The following is a 23,995-nucleotide window of genomic DNA, read 5'->3' as shown; positions in this document are numbered from 1 at the left end:
CCATGACCTTTCCGCAGGCTTTCTCCACCGCAGGCTATACCGATGTTGACCTTGCACGATGGGTCACCGAGCCTGCCAAGAACACCAACCGCACCCAGTTCGGCCGCGACCGTGCGCGGGTGCTGCACTCCTCGGCCCTGCGCCGGCTGGGGGCCAAGACTCAGGTCGTGGCTCCGGACACCGACGACTTTGTCCGGACCCGGCTGACGCACAGCCTGGAGGTGGCCCAGGTGGGCCGCGAACTGGGCAATGCGCTGGGGTGTGATCCCGACGTCGTCGACGCCGCCTGCCTCTCGCACGACCTGGGGCATCCGCCGTTCGGGCACAACGGCGAGACCGCGCTGAACGACATTGCCCACGCCATCGGCGGGTTCGAGGGCAACGCGCAGACCCTGCGCCTGCTGACCCGGCTGGAGCCCAAGATCATCGCGCCCGACGGCGGTCCGGCCGGCCTGAACCTGACCCGCGCCTCCCTGGACGCATCCTGCAAGTACCCGTGGCCGATCACCGACGCGCCACTGGTCAACGGCCACCGCACCACCAAGTTCGGTGTCTACGACGACGACCTGCCCGTCTTCACCTGGCTGCGCGACGGCGCTCCCGCCGGCCGCTCCTGCCTTGAGGCGCAGGTGATGGACCTGGCCGACGACATTTCCTATTCGGTGCACGACGTCGAAGACGCGATCGTGGCCGGCCATGTGCAGCTCAAGTGGCTGGACAACCCCGACCAGCGTGCCCGCGTCATCGGCTACACACAGCAGTGGTACCTGCCCGGCACCGACGGCGCGGCCATCGAAGCGGCGCTCAAGCGGCTGGAATCCGACCCCGTCTGGGTCCGCGAATCCGACGGCAGCCGCAAGGCGATGGCCGCGCTCAAGGACATGACCAGCCAGCTGATCGGGCGGTTCTGCAACAGTGCCCTCGAGGCCACCCGCGGCATTTACGGCACCGAGCCACTGACGCGCTACCACGCGGAAATGGTGGTTCCGGAGGACACCAAGCTGGAGATCGCCGTGATGAAGGGCCTGGCCACCACGTTCGTGATGACCACCGACCAGCGCCAGCCCCTCTATGAGCGGCAGCGCGAAATCCTTACCGGCCTGGTGGCGCAGCTGTCGGCCACGGGGACCGGCATCTGGAGCCGATGTTCGCCGCGGACTGGCGGGAGGCCGACGACGACGGCGCGCGTCTGCGGGTGGTGGTGGACCAGGTGGCATCACTGACGGACGGCTCGGCGCTGGCCCTGCACGAACGGCTCGTGGGTCCCGTTCCGGCACTCTGGTAGGCCCGCAGGGACGGTTTCTTCGGATTCGCCAGGAGGAAAACGGCCAGGCACTCTAGCGGCGGGTTGGAGACCGTGGTTAGTGTTTCGGCTCTGAGGTGCCTCAACAACCCCTTCGGTTAACACTGGCCGCAGGAGCACCTCTGCCGGACCAGCCACTCGAGGAATCCCATGAGCGCCCAGCAGTCTCCTGCGTTTCGCCGCCGTCACCGTTTCGGAACCGGCCGCAGGCCCCCGCGGTCCGGATTCCTGGCCGGGATTTTCCTGGCACTGCTGCTGGTGGCGGCTCCGCTGGGGGTGCCGGCCAACGCGACCCTTGATCCCGATGCGCCGGTGCGAAATGGCCTGATCTCCGAGGTGACGGACATAGTCATCAGCTCGACGGGCGAAGGGCAGGCCGTGTCCGGGGCATTGCCGCCGGTGGGTGCCACCTGGCCGGTGGCGTCCTATCCGACAACCATTCCTCAGGGCTACGTGACCGAGAATGTCGACTTTGCCGGCATCATCAACACCGAGGACGTCACGGGTGAAAACACTGCCCAAATGTACTGCATTGACCTGCGGACCGAAACTGAGGTCGGCCTGGGGTACGTGAACGGCACCTGGGATGAATCCAACGTCCCGAACATCGGATACGTGGAGCGCATCCTGAACACCTACTACCCGACCACGAATTTGCCGACCGGCCTCAACCTCAACCAGAAGGCCGCCGCTGTGCAGGCGGCCATCTGGTTCTTCACCGACGGCTACGTGGTCAACCCCCGGAGCCCGCTCTACTCGACAGTCGCGGGCATCGTGAATGCGACAGCCAATGCCGGGACCCTGCCCGAACCGGCGGCTCCCAACGTCACCATCACCCCGGCAACGGCCGAGGGGCCCGTGGACGGCGTGGCCGGTCCGTACACGGTGGCCGCGGAGGACGCCGCCGAAGTGACGGTTGTGGTGGATCAGGGCTTCAGTCTTTACTCTGATGCGGCAGGCACCAATCCGCTCGGCGACGATCCCGTTCCCAGCGGTACGCAGGTCTGGGTGCGCAGCGATGCCGGCGGCACCGGGCCGGCGAACATCACCGCGCGGGCCGTGGTGACCGTGCCCACGGGGAACGTGTTTCTCTACGACGGAGCCACCTCGGGGGTCACCGCCGCGCAGAAGCTCATCCTGGCAGCTACTCAAGAGCTCAGCGCGAACGCTACGGCGTCCGCAAGCTTCTTCGAAACCGGTTCCCTCCAGGTCACTAAGAACATTGCCGGGGCCGCCGCCGGAAGCCAGGGCGAAGTGGTCATCAGCGTTGACTGCGGCAGCGGCTACCAGTTCACCTTCACCGTCGACGCCGGCGCCACCGGTTCGGTGACGTCGGAGACTTTCGCTGACATTCCGGTTGGCACCACCTGCACCATTACTGAGCCAACCAACGGATCCAGCACCAGCGTCTCGGTCCTGACCGACCTTCCGGGGCCCCAGACCATTACCGCGGGCAGCACCGTTACGGCGACCGTCACCGATACCTACACCTTCACCCCCGGAACCCTGGCCGTCCGCAAGATCGTGACCGGAACGGCTGCCGGCGCCCAGGGCGAGGTGCAGATTTCCGTAATCTGTACCTCCGACGGAGCTACAGTCCTGAACACCACCGTGACTATTGCTGCCGGTGAAACGGAACCGGAGGTTTCGGAGTTCCCCGGACTTGCAGCAGGCACCGAGTGCATCCTGACCGAAACTGTGAACGGTGAGACGGACGCGGTCAGCGTCACCGTTGCGGGTGAGGGGACAGTTACTGTTCCCGCCGGCGGCAGTGTGGAAGCCACCATCACCGATACTTATGAGTTCACGCCCGGTACCTTCGCGGTCCGCAAGGAGATTGCCGGGGACGGCGCCGGACGCCAGGGCGAAGTGGTTCTGGCGGTAACCTGCACCTCCGGGCTCAGCGATACCATTATCATTCCCGCGGGAACGGTAGATCCAACCACCGAGGAATACGAGAATCTGCCTGCGGGAACCAGCTGCACGGTGACGGAAACCACGGACGGCGAAAACGATGCCGTCAGCGTCACCACCGTTATTGATCCCGCCGGGGGAACCGTCACCATTCCGGCTGGAGACGGCGTGGAAGTGGTGGTCACCGACACCTACGCGGTGAATCCCGGATCGCTGACAGTTACCAAGGCGATCGCGGGAGTCTCAGCCGGCGGTCAGAGTGACGTAGAAATTGTTGTCACCTGCACCCTGGACGGCGCCACCACGCTGGAACAAGCCATCACCATCCCGGCGAATGCCACCGGTTCGATCCCCAATACTGTCAACGGAATTCCGGAGGGCAGCGCCTGCGCCGTCACAGAACCCGTCACCGGTGAGACCGCGACCATCGAGGTTTCAGTGGACCTGCCCACTGCCGTGGTCATTTCAGCAGGAACAACGGCAACGGCAACGGTGACCAATACCTATACGGAACGGCCGGGAACGCTGGTGGTCACCAAGGTGATCACCGGGGAAGCTGCCGGCAACCAGGACACGGTACAGGTCAGGGTGGTCTGCATCTCGGACGGCGCCACCGTGCTGGATGAGATCTTCCAGGCCCCGGCCGGAGCCACCGGACAGAGCTCCGGCCGGTACATCAACATCCCCACCGGAGCATCCTGCGACGTCACGGAGCCGGAAAGCGGAGCCACCGAGACAGTCCTGGTGGAAACGGTGCTTCCTGATCCGGTGACGATTCTCGCCGGAAGCACCGTCACTTCAACGCTGACCAACACGTATACCTTTGCACCGGGCAGCCTGACGGTCACCAAGACTATCGACGGGGCTGCAGCCGGTCAGCAGGGAGACATTGTCCTGCAGGTTCTCTGCGGGCCGGATGGCTCAGTACTGGATGAGACAGTGACGATTCCGGCCGGTACCACGGCTCCGGAGCCCGCCACCTTCGAGGATCTTCCAGCCGGCACTGAGTGCACGGTCACGGAATCCGCGAGCGGTGCAACGGAGACGGTCCTGGTCAGCACGGTCCTGCCGGATCCCGTGACCATTCCCGCTGCGGGAGGATCGGAAGCGACGGTAACCAACACATACACCTTCGCTCCGGGCACCCTGGCGGTCATCAAGGCCGTTACCGGTGAAGCGGCCGGGCAGCAGGGTGAAGTGATCCTGCAGGTCCTCTGCGGACCGGACGGATCGGTGCTGAACGAGACGGTGACCATTCCGGCAGGAACGCAGGACAACGTCACCACCACGTTCGAGGACCTGCCCACGGGTACAGAATGCACCGTCACCGAACCGGCCACCGGTGCAACCACCGAGGTTTCCGTTGTCACGGAGCTGCCGGATCCGATCACGGTTGCCGGCGCCCAAACCGTCACGGCCACGGTCACCAACACCTACTCATTCACACCCGGAGCGTTGGTGGTCACCAAGGTCATCACCGGTGAAGCGGCGGGCCAACAGGGTGAGGTTGTCCTGCGGGTCCGGTGCGGACCGGACGGCTCGGTCCTGGATGAAACGGTGAGCATTCCGGCCGGGACCGGGACTGATGTGAGTACCGGGTTTGGGGGCCTGCCGACCGGCACCGAATGCACCGTCACGGAACCGGCAGGCGGAGGAACCAGCACCGTGAACGTGGTGGCGGAGCTTCCGGAGCCGGTCCTGATTCCTGCCGGCGGCGGGGCTGAGGCCACCGTGACCAACACCTACAGCCCGGTGGCTGGTCCGGCGCTGAAACCGCAGCCGGCTCCGGTGAAGCCGGCCCGGCCGGAGCTTCCGTCCACTGGTGCCGCCGGGATCGTCGGCTTCCTTTCCGCAGGAGCAGGACTGCTCCTGATCGGCGGCCTCGCCATGGCTGCCAGCCGCCGACGGTCCAACAGTGCGGAGGACAACGGCTCCAACGAGCAGTAAACGGGCGTAATCGTCCGAGAGGATCCCGCTCAGCCGACGGCCGGGCGGGATCCTCTCTGTGCGGGGTTCCCGCGAACTGCCGCATCGGCGTGCCGGGGCCGGCCAACGGAGGCGGTTAGGCCGGGAAGAATAGACTTGATGCATGGCCGGTCTGATAAAACGCGAAGATATTGACGAAGTACGCTCCCGCACCGACATCAAGGCCGTGATTGACGGCTACGTAACCCTGAAGTCCGCCGGCATCGGCTCCTACAAGGGCCTGTGCCCGTTCCACGACGAGCGCTCGCCGTCCTTCCATGTCCGGCCGCAGGTCGGTTCGTACCACTGCTTCGGCTGCGGCGAGAGCGGCGACGTCATCTCCTTCGTGCAGAAAATGGATCACGGCACCTTCTCCGAAACGGTGGAAAAGCTCGCAGCACGGCTGGGCTACGAACTGCATTATGAGGACGGCGGCACCGGCCCGCGCCGCGAGGACGTCGGTAAGCGCCAGCGGCTGCTCGACGCGCACAAAATTGCCGCGGAGTTCTTCGCCGCCCAGCTGCACACCCCGGGTGCGCAGGCGGCCCGGGATTTTCTGCAGGAGCGCGGTTTCGACCCGGCCGCCGCAGCCCACTTCGGCGTCGGCTACGCCCCGCAGGGCTGGGACTCTCTGCTCAAGCACCTCACGGGCAAGGGGGTTACCCGGGAGGAACTGGCCGGCACCGGCATGTTCTCCACCGGCTCCGATGCCTCACGGTTTTATGACCGGTTCCGCGGCCGGCTAATCTGGCCCATCCGCGACCTTGCCGGCGCGGTGATTGGGTTCGGTGCGCGCAAGCTGTACGAGGATGACCAGGGCCCCAAGTACCTGAACACTCCGGAGACTGCCCTCTACAAGAAGTCCCAGGTGCTGTACGGCATCGACCTGGCCAAGCGAACCATCGCCAGGGACCGGCAGATCGTCGTCGTCGAGGGGTACACCGATGTTATGGCCTGCCACCTCGCCGGGATCACCACCGCCGTCGCGACCTGCGGCACCGCCTTCGGCGAGGACCATGTGAAGATTGCCCGCCGGCTGCTCTCCGACGACGGCACCGGGGAGAGGTCATCTTCACCTTCGACGGCGACGCCGCGGGCCAGAAGGCTGCGCTGAAAGCCTTCGACCTGGACCAGCGGTTCACGGCCCAGACCTACGTGGCTGTCGATCCCGAGGGCATGGATCCGTGCGACATCCGGCAGAAACACGGCGACACCGCCGTCGCCGAACTGATTCGGTCCCGCCGCCCGCTGTTCGAGTTCTCGATCCGTTCCACGCTGCGCAAGTTCGATCTCAACACCGTGGAGGGCCGCGTCTCCGCCCTGCGTGCGGCGGCCCCGGTGGTGGCCGAAATCCGCGACCCGGCCATGCGTCCGGCCTACGCCCGTGAGCTGGCGGGCTGGCTGGGGACCGACGTCGACGACGTGACCCGCGCCGTCGCCGGTGCCGCCAAGCGGCTGCGCGAGGGCAGCGGCACCGGCAAGCAGTCCTCCGCCAAGGCCCCGCACGGCCAGGCATCGCACGACGACGGGCGCAGCTCCCAGCGTGACGCCCGCGATGGCCGGGGTCAGCAGCAGATCCAGCACAACGGCTACCAGCAGCAGGTGCCCGAACCCACGCTGGAGCCGGCGGCGTTTTCCCGGCCGGATCCCCGCGACCCGGCCGCGCGCATGGAACGCCAGGCACTGGAGGTGGCACTGCAGCAGCCGGGCCTGCTCGATGAAGGGCAGTGGGAGCGGTTCAAGGCAGCCCGCTTTTCGGTGCCGGCGTACCTGGCGGTTCACAATGCCATCATTGCCGCCGGCCACGCCGGAACGGCTCCGGCGCAGTGGGTGGAGCAGGTCCGCCAGGAGCTGCCCGACACGCTGCGCGACTTTGTCAGCGAGCTGGCGGTGACTCCGCTGCATGCGCGCGACGACGATGCCCTGCGGCGCTACTGCCGGGACATCCTGAACCGGCTGTTCGAACTGCAGGTGACCCATCTGAAGGCGGAGAAGCTCGGCCAGCTGCAGCGCCTGGATCCCACCGCGGACCCGGCGCTCTTCCAGCAGCTGAACCGGGATCTGATGGAGCTGGAAATGCAGCGCCGGGCGCTTCGCGGCGACCAGTAGACGCTCCGCCGGAAGAGGCGGAAACCGGTGTCGGGCGCCGATTTCGCTTCCCCGCGAAACCTCTGTAGAGTAGGACACGCGCTTTCCTCCGTAGCTCAATTGGCAGAGCATTCGACTGTTAATCGAAGGGTTACTGGTTCAAGTCCAGTCGGAGGAGCAAACAGATGAGGCCCTGACCGGCGAATACCGGTCCGGGCCTCATTTTTGTTGGAGCTGTTCTGCCCCGTTAGGCGCTTATGAGTCGTTTACTCCGGACACATCACCTGGCCGGGCCGGCAGCCTCGAGGGGTCCACGATTCCCCAGTAGGCCGGCGCGGGCCGCAGATCCGCATCGAACGGCAGCGGCTGCTCCCACGGACGGCGGACCGGCCAGGTCCGCAGCCAGCTCCGGGCGTTGCTTGCTCCCCAAAGGTCACTGATGCAAGGGCCCGGCTGTTCCGGCGGAGCATGGCAAACAAGTCACGGTAGTAGTATCCGACCGCAGCGGCCGTCTCCGCACCGTTTTCGAACGCCGGGCGGTAGGAGTCAGTGGAGGGGCCGGCGAGGTCCGCGCCCCGGTTGACGGTGGACGCGCTCACGTCGAGTTCAGTGACCGCCTGGAGCAGGTTCGGGTCCAGCGCGGACACCGCCGCGATGGACTCCTCGAGCCAGTAAACCGGGCGGGAGACGTCGGTGTGGACCTGGTGGCCCACTCCGTCGACCGGCACGCCCCTGGATTGAAGGGCGCCGATCAGTTCCAGGTAGTCGCCGCGCTTCTGCGGCAGGTCGGTGTTGTAGTCGTTGATGAACAGCTTCGCCGCCGGGAAGTACCGGCGGGCGAGGTGAAAGGCCAAATCGACATAACCTTCGCCGAGCACCTGGAACCACCGGCTGTCCCGCATATTGTGCGGGTTGGCCGTGGCGCCGTCCGCAACCGTCTCATTGACCACATCCCAGGCCCAGATTGGGCTGTCCCCCTTGGGATAACGGGCCTCGAGATGATCCGCGACGGCCTTGATATGGGCCTCCATGCGGGCTTTTAGCAGGGCCCGGTCGGCAGGGCCGGCGGTCAGCTCACGGTCGCCGTCCCTGAAGAACCATGCCGGGGTTTGGGAATGCCAGACCAGCACGTGCCCATAGACCGTCAAGCTGTACCTGTCCGCAAAGTCCAGCAACTCATCCAGCCGGTCAAAGGTGAACTGTCCTTCGGCCGGCTGGATGCTCTCAGGTTTTCCGGCATTCTCGGGGGTAAAGGCACTGAAGTGCCTCCCGACGAGGCCGGCCGCGTCTCCGGTGGTTTCCCGCGCGTCGATTGCCGCCCCTATATGTCCGATGCCCAACTCTCCCAGAACATCCTTCAGGGCGGGGGCGTCCGCCGGCTCCGGAGCGGGGTGCAGGGCTCCCGGCGGATCGCGGAAGGCGGGCGTTCGTGTGGCATCGTCGTCCATAGCTGTCGCTTCATCCTTTCCGGCATGCGCCGGGCCGTACTCCAAGTGGACCAAGGGTACCGGGCGCCATCGGTGCGGTCGGCGTCCGCGCTGACCGGTCCGGGCCGGTGTCAGCGGTGTCCGGGCCGGGGCCACGGCGGCATGAGTCGCAAGACACACCGCGGCGTGCACGGCCGCCCCAAAAACCCTGTATAGTAGAACTCGCACTTTCCTCCGTAGCTCAATTGGCAGAGCATTCGACTGTTAATCGAAGGGTTACTGGTTCAAGTCCAGTCGGAGGAGCAAACAGGCTCCCCGGCCAGCAGAAATGCTGGCCGGGGAGCCTTTTTTGTTCAGGCTTTTGGCCCGGCACTCCCGGTTCGGAAAAAGGCCGCTCCTTCGGAAAAAGCCCGCCCCTTCTTTCGTCGCCGCCCCGCCTGGTCCGGGCTCACGTGTTCCCTCCACCGTGCGTCGTGCCTAGGGTTATGCGTAGGATTACTAGGTTTGGGGCGGACTTTTCAACTACGGACGAGAGACAGAGGAACCTTCCATGGGCGCGAGCCAGCCAAGGCCTAATCCGGGCGAATCAGAGAAGGTGGCCCATCCTTTCAAGGTGATTGCCGTCACCGTGGCGGCCGCGGTGGGCGGTCTGCTGTTCGGCTTTGACACCGCAGTGATCAACGGTGCGGTGGATGCCATCGGTGAGGAATTCACGCTTACTCCCGGCGTACTGGGATTCACCGTCGCCATTACCCTGCTGGGCTGTGCCGTGGGAGCGTGGTTCGCCGGCCAGCTGGCTGACCGGCTGGGCCGCAAGAAGGTCATGGTCGGTGCGGCCATCCTCTTTGCCGTCAACTCCATCGGTTCCGCCTATGCGTTTAGCGAATGGGACCTGATGTTCTGGCGCCTGGTCGGCGGCCTTGCCATCGGAACCGCCTCCGTGATTGCTCCGGGGTACATCGCCGAAGTTGCCCCCAACAAATGGCGCGGTGCGCTGGGTTCCGTCCAGCAGCTCGCAATCACTCTGGGGATCTTCGCAGCCCTGCTGTCCGACGCGTTCCTGGCGAATTCCGCCGGCAGCGCGCTGGGCGAATTGTGGTGGGGACTGCCCGCCTGGCGCTGGATGCTCCTGGTGGGCGTGCTCCCGGCCCTGGTCTACGGCATCCTGGCACTGACCATCCCCGAGTCGCCGCAGTACCTGGTACGCAAGGACCGTGACGAGGACGCGGCCAAGGTGCTCCGGGATGTTTCCGGAGTGACTGACACAGACCTCAAGATCCGCCAGATCCGCGAGAGCTTCAACACCGAACAGCCCACTTTCAAGGATCTGCGCGGCCCGAAGTTCGGCCTGCAGCCCATCCTCTGGGTGGGCATGGCGATCGCCGCCTTCCAGCAGCTGGTGGGTATCAACGCGATCTTCTACTACTCCACTACGCTCTGGCAGTCGGTGGGTTTCAGCGAAAGCGATTCGTTCACGACGTCGGTCATCACCTCGATCATCAACGTCGTGATGACCCTCGTGGCCATTGCCTTCGTGGACCGGATCGGCCGCCGCAAGCTGCTCATGATTGGTTCCGCAGGCATGTTCGTGGGCCTGCTGATGGCAACCCTTTCGTTCTCGCAGGCTGAGGGCATTGGCGACGACGTGGCGCTGCCCGGCATTTGGGGTCCGGTAGCCCTCGTGGGCGCCAACCTCTTTGTCATCTTCTTCGCCGCCACCTGGGGCCCGGTGATGTGGGTCACCCTGGGCGAGGTCTTCCCGAACAATATCCGTTCCCTGGCTCTCGGACTGGGCGCCATGGTCAACTGGATCTTCAATTTCATCGTCACCCTCGCGTTCCCGTGGGTCAGCGACAACTTCGGCGTATGGATCATGTACGCCATCTTCACGATCTTCTCCGTCCTGTCCTTCTGGTTCGTCAAGAACAAACTCCCCGAATTCTCGGGGCGCGCGCTGGAGGACAGGGAAGGCCTCGGCGCCCCGTAGGGTGGAGGAAAGCCTGTTCACAGTGTGAAAGCTGAGGAGAATGGTAATTTTGGGTAATGGCAACGGCGAAGATTAATCAGGAGACGGAGGCAGGGCGCATGAATCGCTCCGCTAGCACACGAAGGACTGCAGGGAGTTCGTCACTGGTGGGGCTGGCGAAGGTGATGGCCCGGCTGACCCCCCGCCAGTTGAATGACGAATTCGCCCTCGCCACCGCCGAAATGAAGCAAAAGGGCGTCAAAGCCGGGGTGGCTGCGGCGTTCGTCGTCGTTGCGCTGCTTTTCGCCGCGGCCCTGGCGGTTGCGCTGATCGTCGCCGCAATCCTTGGCCTGGGAACGATCATGCCGGATTGGCTCGCCGCTCTGCTGGTGGCCCTGTTGTTCCTGGTGATCGCCGCAGTGGGGGCACTGATCGGTATCAACCGCTTCAAGAAGACCCTGCCGCTCCTGCCCGAGGAAGCCATCTACGGCCTGCGCTACGACCTGGGTGTCCTGAAGGAAGGCCGCAGCTTCGACCCGGCAACGCTGGAGAAGAAGCCGAAGGAACCCAAGGACAAGGACCAGGAAAAGAAGAAGAAGGAGCAGGCTGAGGACGGCCCCGCCCAGGCGTCGCCCGAAGAGCTGCGTACCCGTGCCCGACAGCGGCGCGAGCACATGGCCGCCGTCCGCGACGGCCTCGGTGAGAAGGTTGACGTCAAGGCGCAGATCCGGGAGCTTAAGGCCCGGCGGGCCGCCCAGCACCGCACCCCCGATGCAAACGCTTCGGACCAGGGCAGCGGGGCGTCACCAGCCGACGACATCATGGTGCTTATCCGGGAGCGGTGGCAGCCACTGACGGTCATGGCGGCTTCGCTGCTGGCCATGGCTCTGATGATCCGCAGGCTTTCCGCCAAATAGTCCCGTCATTACTGATAGGGGAGGTGGGCCGTGATCAGGTTGATCGGTGCAGGAACACGCCCGGGCCGCGAAACGACGGTCACGGACACGTTCTGGACCGTTCCCAACGTGATCACGGTCCTTCGTTTTCTGGGAGTACCGCTTTTCGTCTACTTCGTCGCCGGCGAAAAGTACGGGCCCGCATTCATCACCCTGGTGGTGGTTGGCTCCACGGACTGGGTGGACGGCTACCTGGCCCGCCGGCTGAACCAGGTGTCCAAGGTGGGCCAGTGGCTGGACCCCGTGGCGGACCGCCTCGCCCTGATTGTCGTGGCATCCACCTTCGTGGTGCAGGGGATCGCCCCGGCCTGGCTGGTTCTGTCGATCGTGATTCCCGACGCCATCCTGATAGTCAACGCCCTGGTGCTCTTCCACGGCAGCCCCGATCTGCCGGTCAGCAACGCCGGCAAGATCCGGACGGCGCTGCTGCTGCTGGGAGCCCCGCTCCTGCTGCTGCAGCGGGTTCCCGGCTTTGACTATGACTGGCTGTCCGCCACGGGAAACGCCGTCCTGCTGTTGGGCTGTGTGGGCCACATCTACGCAGCGGCCGGGTATCTGCGGGCGGCGTGGCATAAGTACGCCAGGGAACGCAGTGCGGCCGGGAACGGCTGATGGTCGGCGTAGCCATCGCCTGCGCTTTGGCCAGCGCAGTCTTCCTGGCTTTCGGCGCCCAGCGCCAGGGGAGCGCGGTCAAGGCCGACACCGGCGGTCTGGAACTGCAGTCCTCCCAGCTGGGCCGGTTGCTGCGCAATCCCCGGTGGCTGCTGGGACTGCTGCTGCTGGGGGTCGGGATGGCGCTCAACGTCACGGCGCTCACCCTGGCCCCGCTGACCGTGGTGCAGCCCATCGGATCCATTGCGCTGGTGATCACCACGGTGGTCAATTCCCGCGACCAGGGCCTGCGGATGAACCGCGTCACCATCGTCTCCATTGTGGCCTGCGTCATGGGCAGTGCGCTGTTTGTCTCCCTCGCCGTCGGCGTTACGCGTGACACCGGGGAAGTCCAGCCGGCCCAGGAGCTGACCATCGTCCTGCTTCTGGCGGTGGCGGTGGTGTTCTTCGGCACACTCAATGCCCTGTTCGGGCGCAGGATCGGCGCCATTGGCTTCATCGTGGGGGCCGGCGTCCTCTTCGGATTCGTGGCCGTCCTGACCAAGGTCATCACCGCCGACCTGCTCAACCCGAACGGCCGGTTCCTGCTCAACGTCCCCTGGTACACCGTCGTCGGCATCGCCGTGGCGGGCGGGCTGGGGGCCTGGTTCGTGCAAAGCGCCTACTCCAGCGGCCCGCCGGATCTGGTGATCGCGGGGCTTACCGTGATCGATCCCATGGTGGGTATCGCCATCGGCATTGGGGTTCTGAACGAGCTGCAGCCCAACGTGCCGGCAGTGGCTGCAGTTGCCATGGGGGTTGCAGCTTTGATTGCTATCGTGGGGGTGTTCGCGCTCTCCCGTTATCATCCGGATGTGATCCAGCGGCGAGCAGAGGCACGGCACCGGCAAAAGCAGGCCGCCGCGAAAACTGGAAAAGACCAAAGAGGGGCTCCCTTTGACCGACGCAACGGCCGACAAACCGCTGACGATCCTCATTGCCTGTGACACCTATCCTCCGCACCTGAACGGAGCGGCCCAGTTCGGCTACCGGCTGGCCAAGGGTTTGAACGGACGGGGCCACGACGTGCACGTCCTGGCGCCCAACGACGTCGACGGCGGCAGCCGCTCCGATCTCGACGGCGACTGGCCGGTTCACCGCCTGCGGTCCCACGGCGTGCCCACCCACGAATACTGGCGCATCTGCCTGCCCTGGCAGATCAAGAAGGAAATCAGCCTCCTCTTCGACCGGGTCCAGCCCGACGTCGTACACATCCAGTGCCACTACATGGTGGGGGAGTACACCCTCTACGAGGCGGAAAAGCGCGGCATCCGGGTCATCGCAACGAACCACTTCATGCCGGCGAACCTGGATCCGTTCCTCCCGTTTCCCCGGTGGTTCAAGAACATCGTCGCCAAGAACTCGTGGAAGGACATGGGCAAGGTTATGGGCCGCGCCGCCGTTGTCACCACCCCCACGCCGCTGGCGGCCAAGGCCATGCACGCCCACGCCTTCCTGCCGGACGTCCTGCCCCTGTCCAACGGCATCGACGCTTCGGTGTACGAGCTGGAGGAAGGGGAGACCGTCGAGCGGAACGAACACCCCACCGTCCTGTTCGTGGGCCGGCTGGCCGAGGAAAAGCACGTGGATGTGATGATCGACGCCGTGGCCAAGACTCCCGCGCACCTGAACGTTTGCGCCGAGATCGTGGGCGGCGGCGAAGTTAAGCCCGCCCTGCAGGCGCAGGTCAAGCGGCTGGGCCTGGAAGACCGTGTGGTGTTCCGCGGACTGGTGTCCGACGGGGAGCTGCGCCGGGCCTACCAGCGCGCTGATGTGTTTGTCATGCCGGGAACCGCCGAACTGCAGTCCCTGGTGACACTCGAAGCCATGTCCGCCTCCACCCCGGTGCTCCTGGCCGACGCCATGGCCCTGCCGCATCTGGTGGAGGCGGGCCGCAACGGCTACCTCTTCACCCCGGGCAACAGCGACGAGCTCAGCGAACGGCTGACCGGGATCCTGGAACTGGATCCGGCGGAACGGGAACGAATGGGCGCCCACAGCCGGTCCATGGTGGAGCGGCACAGCCTGGATGCGACCCTGTCCACGTTCGAGGACCTGTACTACGGGCGGCCGGTGACCCAGGGGGCCATCTAGCCTGTTCGTGCGGCCGCGGGGCAATTGGCTCCCCGGCCGCGCGAGCCACTAGGATGTTTCTATTGCCCTCGCGGGCAGCCAGTCCCTTCGGGGTGCTGGGGGCTGTAGCTCAGCTGGTCAGAGCAGCGGACTCATAATCCGTGGGTCGTGGGTTCAAGCCCCACCAGCCCTACGTTTGTGATGAGTCGAGACATCGTTTCCGGATGAGTCGCGACACAGATACACCCCGGTCTTCGGACCGGGGTGTTTTCTTTTGCCCGAAGCGGGCCCACGGCGGGCTCATCCGGCGGCCGGAAGCCTGAGGATGTCCGTGTTGTGGATCATATTACCGGTGGGTAACATAGGTGAGACCGGATTCACAGTCCCGGATCATCGATGATCAGCAACGAAGGATATCTCCATGGCAACTATCGACGTCGACAATCTTCCGTACGCGGACGGCGACTTCTACGCATTCGAGGACCTGCTCTCGGACAAAGAACGGGACCGGCTCCATGAGGTCCGGGCATGGTTGAAGGCCGAAGTTACCCCGCACGCCACGGACTGGTGGAACGCGGGGAGTTCCCGCACCACATGATTCCCAAAATTGCCGAACTCGATGTGATGAGCCCGGTCTACCGGCAGGGCCACACCAACCTGTTCGCCGGTCTGTGCCACGCCGAATTCACCCGGGCGGACACCTCGTTTGCCACATTCCTGGGCGTTCATGACGGACTGTTCACCGGCTCGATCGAAGCCCTGGCCTCCGAGGAGCAGAAGGCGGCCTGGCTGCCGGATATCTATTCCATGAAAAAGATCGGCGCCTTTGGCCTGACCGAACCGCTCGGCGGGTCGGACGTGGCCGGCGGCACCCGGACCACCGCACGCCGCGACGGCGACAACTGGATCCTCAACGGAGAGAAGCGCTGGATCGGCAACGCCACGTTCTCCGACTGGGTCGTCATCTACGCCCGCGACGTGGCCGACAATCAGGTGAAGGGCTTCCTGGTTGACACCAAGACCAAGGGCTACAGCGCCACCAAGATCGAAAACAAGATCGCCCTGCGCACCGTGCAGAACGCCGACATTGTTCTGGACAACGTGGTGGTCAGCGACGACTTCCACCTCAAGGGCGCCAACAGCTTCAAGGACACGAACAAGGTCCTCAAGGTCACCCGGCTCTCCGTCGCCTGGCAGGCCGTAGGACAGCAGATGGCAGCCTTCGACGTCGCCCGCAAGTACGCCGTGGAACGCCAGCAGTTCGGCAAGCCGCTGGCGTCCTTCCAGCTCATCCAGGAACAGCTGGTCCAGATTTTGGGCAACACGGTCAGCTCCCTGGGCATGATGGTCCGCCTGGCCCAGCTCGAGGACCTCGGCAAAGCCAAGGACGAGCAGTCCGCGCTGGCCAAGGCTTTCACCACAGCCCGCATGCGCGAGTCCGTGGCCATGGGCCGCAGCATCCTCGGCGGCAACGGGATTGTCACCGATTACGGCATGGCCAAGATCTTCGCCGACGCCGAAGCCATCTATTCCTACGAGGGCACCTATGAGATCAACACCCTAGTCACCGGCCGCGCCATCACCGGCGTTGCCGCCTTCGTCTAGGACCTTTCGCCTGCACCGGGCAGCTGCACCAGTTACCCGGTGCAGGAGCGCTGGATCCAGAGTGCTGAAGACAAGCGATGAACAGGTGTGGTCGCCCCCGCGGGGCCGGCCACGCCTGTTTTTCTGTCCGGAATCCGTGGCTTCCGGACGCGGTTTCACCGCAGCGGTAACAGCACCGACGGCCTCCGGTCCGTAACGTACTTAAGCGGATTCACGTATTCCCGGTTGAGGCGAACCCCCCAGTGCAGGCAGGACGCGGCGCAGTGGCCGGGGGCCGCGGACGCCGGATCGGCAAGCCGGCCCAGAACCTCGCCTTCAGCCACCGGCTCGCCGGCCGATTTTTCGGCAACCACCGGTTCAAAGCTGGCGAGCAGGCCGTCGCCCAGATCCACTGTGAGGACCGGACGGTTCACCACCCAGCCGGTGAAGGTCACGGTGCCGGCGGCCGGGCTCAGCACCGGGACTCCGGGCGGTGCCGCCAGATCCACGCCCCGGTGTCCGGCGAGCCACCGTTGCGGCGGAGCCTCAAAGGGACGGACAACCGCGGGTACGGGGGAGAGCGGCCAACTCCACGCCGGTTCATAAGTGCTGACGTTTGCCGGACCTCCGGAGACCCCCTGCTCCCAGCCCGCTGCGGGGACGGTCACGGCTAGGAGCATGGCTGCCAACAGCCCGGACATCGCCAAGGGTCCGCGACGTCGCCGGCGCAGCGCCCGGGCGAGATGCGGAGTCGTCGGCCGCGGGCGGCGGGGCCGGCCAAGAGGGGAAAGGAACATGCCTGCAGTCTCTGCGATTTTTCCCGGGCTGTACGGCCCCTGGCCCCGGCTGTGGACAGCCTGAACCGGCGGGAGCCCGAAGCGGAGCTGGGGAGGACAAATGCGCCGGCGGGCTGGTGTATAGTTGACGAAGCAGTTTGCTGTGCCATGTTCCCTGCCCGCAGGGAAGATGCCGCCTTGGTTTCACCGAAAACAGAGCGGAATCCGGCACGGAATTCTGACTACGCGCGCCCCAATTATCCCGGTTATTCCCCAGGAATTTCCGCGGGTGCCTTTCCATCGGTCCGGTAAGCCGGCAGGAGAGGCATGCTGAAGATCAGCTGATGGGTGCCAGGAGCTTCGCCCGCCCGGGCGTACAGCTATAAACCGTCAATTGGCAGCAGGATCATTGTGCACCAGCACGCCTACTGCTGCCGGAAGGAGTGACGACATGCCCGTCGTTACAATGCGCCAGCTGCTCGACAGCGGCGTCCACTTTGGACACCAGACCCGTCGCTGGAACCCGAAGATGAAGCGCTTCATCTTCACCGAGCGCAACGGCATCTACATCATTGACCTGCAGCAGTCGCTGTCCTACATCGACCGTGCCTACGAGTTCGTGAAGGCCACCGTTGCCCACGGCGGAACCGTACTGTTTGTCGGTACCAAGAAGCAGGCCCAGGAAGCCATCGCCGAGCAGGCCACGCGTGTTGGCCAGCCGTACGTGAACCAGCGTTGGCTCGGCGGTATGCTCACCAACTTCCAGACTGTTGCCAAGCGCATCTCGCGTTTGAAGGAACTCGAAGAAATCGACTTCGACGACGTTGCCGGTTCCGGCCACACCAAGAAGGAACTGCTGCTGCTCAAGCGCGAGCTCACCAAGCTGCAGACCAACCTCGGCGGCATCCGCAACCTGACCAAGGCTCCGTCCGTGGTCTGGATCGTGGACACCCAGAAGGAACACCTCGCCATCGACGAGGCCAAGAAGCTGAATATCCCCGTTGTGGCCATCCTGGACAGCAACTGCGATCCCGACGACGTCGACTTCCCGATCCCGGGTAACGACGACGCCATCCGCTCCGTCAACCTGCTGACCCGCGTGATCGCCGACGCCGTTGCCGAGGGCCTCATCGCCCGCCACAACAAGTCCGGCAACACTGAAGCTCCGGCTGAACCGCTGGCTGAGTGGGAGCGCGAGCTCCTCGAAGGCGCGGCTGCCCCCGCCGCTGAAGCCGCTCCGGCAGAAGAAGCGGCTCCGGCCGCTGAAGCAACCGGCGTTGACGCCGTTGTGGACGCTACCGCAGCCGACGTCGTCGAGAAGTAAAGATCGAATTTCCTTGGCCGGGGTGATCCATCACCCCGGCTGAGTATCTGCCAGCGCGGCTGGCCGGAACTTTCCGGCCAGCCGCGCTGGCGGAAGCTCACCAAAACTTACAACGGGAGGACTGGAGTCCAAATGGCGAATTACACCGCTGCTGATATCAAGGCTCTGCGCGAGCGCACAGGCGCCGGCATGATGGATGTGAAGAAGGCTCTCGACGAGGCCAACGGCGACGCTGAGAAGGCCATGGAGCTTATCCGCATCAAGGGCCTGAAGGGCGCTACCAAGCGTGAAGGCCGCTCCACTGCCGAAGGTCTGGTTGCTGCCAAGGTCATCGACGGAACCGTGGGCGTCATGATCGAACTCAACTGCGAGACCGACTTCGTCGCCAAGTCCGCCAAGTTCATCGAACTGGCCGACAAGGTTCTGGCCGCTGCGGTTGAGTCCGCCGCTGCCGACGCCGAGACGCTGCTCGCCTACGACGTGGATGGCAAGCCGCTGTCCGAGGTTGTTGTTGAAGAAGGCGCAATCCTCGGCGAGAAGGTTGTTGTCCGCCGCGTGGCACGCATCGAAGGCAAGACCGTTGATGCCTACCTGCACAAGACCTCCAAGGACCTGCCCGCCCAGGTTGGCGTTCTGTTCGCTGTGGACAGCGACAGCGACGAAGCCAAGACCGCTGCGCACGACATTGCCGTGCACACCGCCGCTTACGCTCCCACTTACCTGACGCGTGAAGAAGTTCCCGCCGAGACCGTGGAGAACGAACGCCGCATCGCTGACGAAACCGCACGCGCCGAGGGCAAGCCTGAAGCCGCGCTGAACAAGATCGTCGAAGGCCGCCTGACCGGTTTCTTCAAGGAAATCGTCCTGCTGGACCAGCCGTTCGCCAAGGACGCCAAGAAGACCGTGGCAAAGGTGCTTGAAGAGGCCGGTACCGCACCGTCCGGCTTCGCCCGTTTCCGCGTAGGCGCCTAGCCCACAAGGCACTGGACCTGACGGACACGTCATCATGAACAAAAGGGGCAGTCACCAAGGTGGCCGCCCCTTTTGTCTGCCCAAAACTTTGTCTGCCCAAAACCCCTCTCTAACCTAAGTACCAGCACATTTCCTATGCCCGGGAGGCACCCATGGCCCACGTCCTGAAAGACACCGATTTGACGCGACGCCGCGTTCTGCTCAAGCTCTCCGGCGAGGTCTTCGGTGGAGGCAAGCTCGGCGTGGATCCCGACACCGTCCGCGCCGTCGCCAAGCAGATCGCCGCCACTGTTGGTGAAGTGGAAGTCGCCATCGTCGTGGGCGGTGGAAACTTCTTCCGCGGCGCCGAGCTCTCCACCAGCGGCATGGACCGCTCACGTGCGGACTACATGGGCATGCTGGGAACGGTCATGAACTGCCTGGCACTGCAGGACTTCCTGGAGCAGGCCGGTGTGGAGACCCGTGTCCAGAGTGCGATCACCATGGGGCAGGTAGCCGAGGCGTACATTCCGCGCCGCGCCATCCGCCACCTGGAAAAGGGCCGCGTGGTCATCTTCGGCGCCGGCGCCGGCCTGCCGTACTTCTCCACCGACACCGTCGCTGCCCAGCGTGCCCTTGAGGTGCATGCCGACGAGGTCCTGATGGCCAAGAGCGGCGTGGACGGCGTCTACACCGCCGATCCGAACAAGGATCCCTCCGCCGTACGGCTGGAAACCCTGACCTACGACGACGCCCTGCGCCAGGACATCCGCGTCATGGACCAGACCGCCATGACCATGTGCAAGGACAACGACCTCAACATGGTGGTCTTCGGCATGGAAGGCGAAGGCAACGTCACCCGCGCCATCCGCGGCGAGAAAATCGGCACCGTCGTTTCGAACTAGCCTGTACGGCAAGGGCTGTAGGGGCCTGGAGGAAGGCGGCTTTATTATTCCGGAGGCCGTCCGCGGCCGAGGGAATATCGTTGCCGCCGTTCCAGGCCCCGCAGGCCCAGCCCCTCCACCTCGCAGGCCCGGCCCCTCCACCTCGCAGGCTCGGTGCAGGGAACCTAAGACCCTTTTGCGCCAAGAGGGTCTGCCCTCCACCTCGCAGGCTCGGTGCAGGGAACCCTGACCCTTTTGGCTTAGGATGAATAAGAGAGCCCAGCCACCGTCAGCGTGGATATTTTTGCGTGTTAGGAGACACCATGATCGAAGAAACCCTGGCCGAAGCCGCCGACAAAATGGACAAGGCGGTGGAAGTAGCCAAAGAGGACTTCTCGACCATCCGCACCGGCCGCGCCACCCCGGCACTGTTCTCCAAGGTCCTGGTGGATTACTACGGCACGCCCACCCAGCTGCAGCAGCTCGCGTCCTTCGGCACGCCGGATGCACGCACCCTGCTGATCACCCCCTACGATGTGTCCGCCCTGCGGGCCATCGAGCGGGCGCTGAGTGACTCCGAGGTGGGCGCGAATCCGTCCAACGACGGCAAGGTTATCCGTGTGATCATGCCCGAGCTGACGCAGGACCGCCGCAAGGAATACGTCAAGATCGTCAAGACAAAGGGCGAGGACGCCAAAGTCTCGGTCCGCAACATCCGCCGCAAGGCGAAGGACGCCCTGGACCGCCTCGTCAAGGACGGGGAAATCGGCGAGGACGACGGCGCCCGCGCCGAAAAGGACCTCGACGCGCAGACCAAGGCCCACACCGAGGCCATTGACGATCTGCTCAAGCGCAAGGAAGCCGAGCTGCTAGAGGTCTGATGACGAACGACCAGCCTCCCAGCAAGGCTGGCGGTGCGTCCCTTGAGACTGATCCGGCAGCAAAGGCCACGGACATGAGTGCCACCGACGGAGCCGGGAACGCCCGGACGTCCAAGAATCCCAGGCCATCGAAGCAGAAGGCCCCGGCCAAGCCCTCGAAGGCTGGACGGAATCTGCCGGCAGCCATCGGCGTCGGCGTCGTCCTGCTGGGCTCGCTCCTGGCCGGCCTGCTGTTTTTCCCGTTTGCCATCGTGGCGATTGCCACGGTCTTTGCTGCCGTGGGCGTATGGGAAGTCAGCCGGGCCCTGGAGGTGCGCGGGATCAAGGTACCCATGGTTCCGGTTCTTGCCGGTACCGTGGCGCTGCCGTTTGCCGCGTATTTCGGGGGCAGCGAGTCGCTGGCCTTCGCCCTCGTGGCAACGGTGGTGGCGATCCTGCTGTGGCGGGCCATCGACACGGCCGAGGATGCCGTCCGCAGCATCTTTGCGGGCATCTTCGTGGTCCTGTGGGTTCCGTTCCTGCTGAGCTTCGCCATGCTGCTCCTGGGCGAACCCGACGGCCAGATCGGCGTCGCCGTGCTGCTCCTGCTGGTGGTGTCCAACGACACCTTCGGCTACCTGGTCGGTGCCATCTTCGGGAAGCATCCCATGGCACCGAAAATCAGCCCGAAGAAATCCTGGGAGGGTTTGCCGGTTCGGCAGCCGGCGCCACAGTCGTGGGAGTCGTGGCGGCACTCTTCTTCCTGGACCAGCCGTGGTGGTTTGGCCTCGTGCTGGCGGTCGCCACGGTGGCCGCGGCAACGGCCGGAGATTTCTCCGAGTCCATGATCAAGCGGGAGCTTGGCGTAAAAGACATGTCCAACCTGCTGCCCGGACACGGCGGCATCATGGACCGCCTGGACTCGGTGGTCTTCGCCTCACCCGTGGTGTTCATGCTGTCGGTTTTGCTCACGGGAGCGTAGCCCGACAAGACCCGGCAGGCGGCAACGTAGGATATTCACAGATTTTCCAAACAGTCTCGACACAAGCGGCATGACCATAGAGGAACAGTTAAGACATGGACGAAGCGCGGCAGGCCAGCGCCCCTTTCCAGCGTGTGGGGCGTCGGGAATACGGCTACAACACGCGCCAGGTTGATGAGTTTCTAGCGAAGGCACGCAGTTACTACAACGCCGAAAGCAGCTCTGCAAAGCCCATCACCAGCCGCAACGTCCGCTCCATGGCGTTCGACCCGGCGAAGGCCGGCTACGAGCCCCAGGCCGTGGATGCGGCGCTGGATCGGCTGGAGGACGTGTTTGCGCAGCGTGAAAGAGATGAGTTGATCCAGGAGAAGGGTGAAGAGGCCTGGCTGCTGCAGATCGGCCGCACCTCGGCGGTGCTGCGTGCGCGGCTGCACCGCAAGCCGGGCGAGCGGTTCCGCCGTCCCAGCAGGCGCAAGGTGCCCAGCTACAACGTCGAGGACGTCGATGCCCTGTGCAACGAGCTGCTGGGCTACTTCGAGAATGACAAGCCGCTGAGCGTGGACGTGGTCCGCCGCGCGGTCTTCCGTGAGGCCAAGGGCGCCGACGGATACGAGGAGACGCAGGTGGACACGTTCCTGGACCGGGTAGTCGAACTCATGGCCTCCATCGACCAGCCTGCCGGCAGCAATGGCCGCCGGCATCGAGGGGCGTCAGGCCGCCTCTAGCTGTACCCGGCAGCCACGCTGGCGGCCGCGGTTTAGTGCCGCCGCTCCGGGGTATGCAGCCGGGCCAGGATCTTGGCGGCGCCGGCCGGGGCCAGGTCCGGACGCAGCCGGGATACCGCCACGGTCACCGCGAAGGCCGCCGGCACCGTCCACGCCGCCGGCTGTTCCAGCCACACCGGGACGTGCCGGCCCAGCGCGGCTAGCACGCCCCCGGCCACCATCGCCCCGCCGCAGAGGACTGCGCCGGTCGCCATGCCCGACACCGCACCGCGGGACGTGAGGCCGCGCCACCAGATGCCGAGCACCAGCAGCGGGCACAGCGTCGATGCGGTGAACGCAAAGACCATTCCCACGCTTCCGGCCAGCGCCTGCGAACTGGTCAGCAGTGCCAGGCCCAGGGGCACGACGGCGGCCAGTATGGCCGAGAGCCGGAACCCGCCCACACTGCCGCGGAAGAATTGCTGGCTGACCACTCCGGCCAGGGACACCACCAGCCCGCTGGTGGTGGACAGGAACGCGGCGAACGCTCCGGCCGTGACCAGCGCCGACAACAAATCCCCCACTGCGCCGTCAAAGACCCGCCCGGGCAGCAGCAGCACCGTGGAGTCCGCCCCGCCGGCAGCAAGCTCGGGGGTATAGACGCGGCCAAGGACCCCGTAGATGATCGGAAAGACATAGAACAGGGACAGCAGTCCCAGCACAATCAGTGTGGTCCGCCGCGCCGACGGCCCGTCCGGGTTTGTATAGAAGCGCACCAGCACGTGCGGCAGGCCCAGCGTTCCGCAGAGCAGCGCAATGCTCAGTGAAATGTTCCGGTACAGGGACGCATGGGTCTCCGGATTCAGCGCCGCAGTGAACGCGGCGCCGCCGTCCGTCCACGGCAGTCCGTTTGACGACAGCCGGAACAGGACAAACAACACGGGCACGGCAATGGCGGCCAGCTTGAGCCAGTACTGGAAGGCCTGCACGAAGGTGATGGACCGCATTCCGCCGGTGACCACGCTTAGGCAGACCACCACCACTACCGCCACCGATCCCACCCAGCCGGGCAACCCGGTGGTGATGCCGATGGTAAGTGCAGCACCGTGCAGCTGCGGCACAATGTACAGCCAGCCGACGGCGATCACCAGCAGGCTGGTGATCCGGCGGACGGCCAGGGACTCCAGCCGGACCTGGGCGAAGTCCGGAATCGTGTACGCGCCCGAACGGCGCAGCGGCGCGGCCACAAAGAGCAGCAGCATCAGATACCCGGCCGTGTAGCCGATGGGGAACCAGAGCGCGTCCACGCCCGAAACCAGGATCAGCCCGGCCACACCGAGGAAGCTGGCCGCCGAGAGGTACTCGCCGCCGATCGCCGAGGCATTCCACCACGGCCGCACGGTCCGGGACGCGACGTAGAAGTCACCGGTGGTCCGCGAGATGCGCAGCCCGTAGACCCCGATCAGCAGGGTCGCGGCCGCTACCGCTGCCAGGGCGGCATAGCCGGCGGCCGGGTTCACGCGGCAGCCCCGGCGTGCCTGGGCATCATCGACCAGGTCCAGGAACCGCTGCTCATTGCGGGCGGCG

Annotated in this window: 14 protein-coding genes, 3 tRNA genes and 5 pseudogenes; 18 read left to right on the top strand and 4 right to left on the bottom strand. The window is 65.2% G+C overall.

The features are described from left to right. Positions 1-2 precede the first annotated feature (2 nt). The 4 genes and pseudogenes from OL239_RS14390 (at position 3) to OL239_RS14375 (ending at position 7,448) form a co-directional block, all read left to right on the top strand. Positions 3-1,285 (top strand): annotated as a pseudogene (locus OL239_RS14390) (deoxyguanosinetriphosphate triphosphohydrolase). Positions 1,286-1,453: 168 nt separating this feature from the next. Continuing rightward, the gene (locus tag OL239_RS14385; protein ID WP_268909476.1) at positions 1,454-5,164 is read left to right on the top strand and encodes a thioester domain-containing protein; all 3,711 of its coding nucleotides are present in this window, start codon (positions 1,454-1,456) and stop codon (positions 5,162-5,164) included. A 142-nt stretch (positions 5,165-5,306) separates the two neighbouring features. Further along, positions 5,307-7,291: pseudogene (gene dnaG / locus OL239_RS14380) on the top strand (DNA primase). Between the two features lie 84 nt (positions 7,292-7,375). After that, a tRNA-Asn gene (locus tag OL239_RS14375) sits at positions 7,376-7,448 on the top strand. A 77-nt stretch (positions 7,449-7,525) separates the two neighbouring features. Here the strand turns inward: OL239_RS14375 and OL239_RS19670 are convergent. After that, positions 7,526-7,672, bottom strand: a complete 147-nt coding sequence (locus tag OL239_RS19670) for a hypothetical protein (RefSeq protein ID WP_329609417.1) — start codon at positions 7,670-7,672, stop codon at positions 7,526-7,528. A 104-nt stretch (positions 7,673-7,776) separates the two neighbouring features. After that, positions 7,777-8,718: pseudogene (locus tag OL239_RS14370) on the bottom strand (endo-1,4-beta-xylanase); the annotation flags it as partial. 209 nt (positions 8,719-8,927) lie between these two features. Here OL239_RS14370 and OL239_RS14365 point away from each other — a divergent pair. From OL239_RS14365 to OL239_RS14330, 8 genes and pseudogenes are all read left to right on the top strand, one after another. After that, positions 8,928-9,000: transfer RNA gene (locus OL239_RS14365), tRNA-Asn, on the top strand. A 247-nt stretch (positions 9,001-9,247) separates the two neighbouring features. Then, the gene (locus OL239_RS14360) at positions 9,248-10,684 is read left to right on the top strand and encodes a sugar porter family MFS transporter (protein ID WP_268909475.1); all 1,437 of its coding nucleotides are present in this window, start codon (positions 9,248-9,250) and stop codon (positions 10,682-10,684) included. A gap of 98 nt (positions 10,685-10,782) precedes the next feature. Beyond that, on the top strand, positions 10,783-11,580 hold the full coding sequence (locus tag OL239_RS14355; protein ID WP_268909474.1) for a phage holin family protein: 798 nt from the start codon (positions 10,783-10,785) through the stop codon (positions 11,578-11,580). Between the two features lie 30 nt (positions 11,581-11,610). Beyond that, the gene (locus OL239_RS14350; protein WP_329609240.1) at positions 11,611-12,231 is read left to right on the top strand and encodes a CDP-alcohol phosphatidyltransferase family protein; all 621 of its coding nucleotides are present in this window, start codon (positions 11,611-11,613) and stop codon (positions 12,229-12,231) included. Continuing rightward, positions 12,231-13,217: a DMT family transporter gene (locus OL239_RS14345; RefSeq protein ID WP_268909473.1), complete on the top strand. Its 987-nt coding sequence runs from the start codon at positions 12,231-12,233 to the stop codon at positions 13,215-13,217. The genes OL239_RS14350 and OL239_RS14345 overlap by 1 nt, the downstream gene beginning before the upstream one ends. Then, a complete protein-coding gene (locus OL239_RS14340; protein ID WP_268909472.1) occupies positions 13,168-14,364 on the top strand; it encodes a glycosyltransferase in 1,197 nt (398 codons plus the stop codon). Before OL239_RS14345 ends, OL239_RS14340 begins: the two co-directional genes overlap by 50 nt. Before the next feature lie 98 nt (positions 14,365-14,462). Beyond that, positions 14,463-14,536, top strand: a tRNA-Ile gene (locus OL239_RS14335). Between the two features lie 228 nt (positions 14,537-14,764). After that, positions 14,765-15,948, top strand: a pseudogene (locus tag OL239_RS14330) (acyl-CoA dehydrogenase family protein). A gap of 155 nt (positions 15,949-16,103) precedes the next feature. Here the strand turns inward: OL239_RS14330 and OL239_RS14325 are convergent. Further along, positions 16,104-16,724, bottom strand: a complete 621-nt coding sequence (locus OL239_RS14325; protein ID WP_268909471.1) for a M23 family metallopeptidase — start codon at positions 16,722-16,724, stop codon at positions 16,104-16,106. A gap of 430 nt (positions 16,725-17,154) precedes the next feature. On the opposite strand from OL239_RS14325, the gene rpsB reads away from it, so the two are divergent. The 6 genes and pseudogenes from rpsB (at position 17,155) to OL239_RS14295 (ending at position 22,429) form a co-directional block, all read left to right on the top strand. Further along, the gene (gene rpsB, locus OL239_RS14320; RefSeq protein ID WP_268909470.1) at positions 17,155-18,027 is read left to right on the top strand and encodes a 30S ribosomal protein S2; all 873 of its coding nucleotides are present in this window, start codon (positions 17,155-17,157) and stop codon (positions 18,025-18,027) included. Between the two features lie 132 nt (positions 18,028-18,159). Further along, complete coding sequence (gene tsf, locus OL239_RS14315; protein ID WP_268909469.1) at positions 18,160-18,999, top strand: translation elongation factor Ts; 840 nt, start codon at positions 18,160-18,162, stop codon at positions 18,997-18,999. Positions 19,000-19,151: 152 nt separating this feature from the next. Next, entirely contained in the window at positions 19,152-19,883 is a 732-nt protein-coding gene (gene pyrH / locus OL239_RS14310; RefSeq protein WP_268909468.1) for a UMP kinase, read from the top strand. A gap of 302 nt (positions 19,884-20,185) precedes the next feature. Continuing rightward, a complete protein-coding gene (gene frr, locus OL239_RS14305; protein WP_268909467.1) occupies positions 20,186-20,743 on the top strand; it encodes a ribosome recycling factor in 558 nt (185 codons plus the stop codon). Positions 20,744-20,817: 74 nt separating this feature from the next. After that, positions 20,818-21,704 (top strand): annotated as a pseudogene (locus OL239_RS14300) (phosphatidate cytidylyltransferase). Between the two features lie 95 nt (positions 21,705-21,799). Continuing rightward, positions 21,800-22,429 carry a DivIVA domain-containing protein gene (locus OL239_RS14295; protein WP_268909466.1) on the top strand — a complete coding sequence of 210 codons (630 nt, stop codon included), beginning with the start codon at positions 21,800-21,802 and terminating at the stop codon, positions 22,427-22,429. 32 nt (positions 22,430-22,461) lie between these two features. Here OL239_RS14295 and OL239_RS14290 read toward each other — a convergent pair whose 3' ends face one another. After that, complete coding sequence (locus OL239_RS14290; protein WP_268911778.1) at positions 22,462-23,928, bottom strand: sodium/solute symporter; 1,467 nt, start codon at positions 23,926-23,928, stop codon at positions 22,462-22,464. Positions 23,929-23,995: the final 67 nt, after the last annotated feature.

Origin of the sequence: Arthrobacter sp. ATA002 (assembly GCF_026898095.1) — a bacterium.
Classification (GTDB): domain Bacteria; phylum Actinomycetota; class Actinomycetes; order Actinomycetales; family Micrococcaceae; genus Arthrobacter_B.
This window is presented reverse-complemented; position numbering and strand designations above follow the sequence as displayed.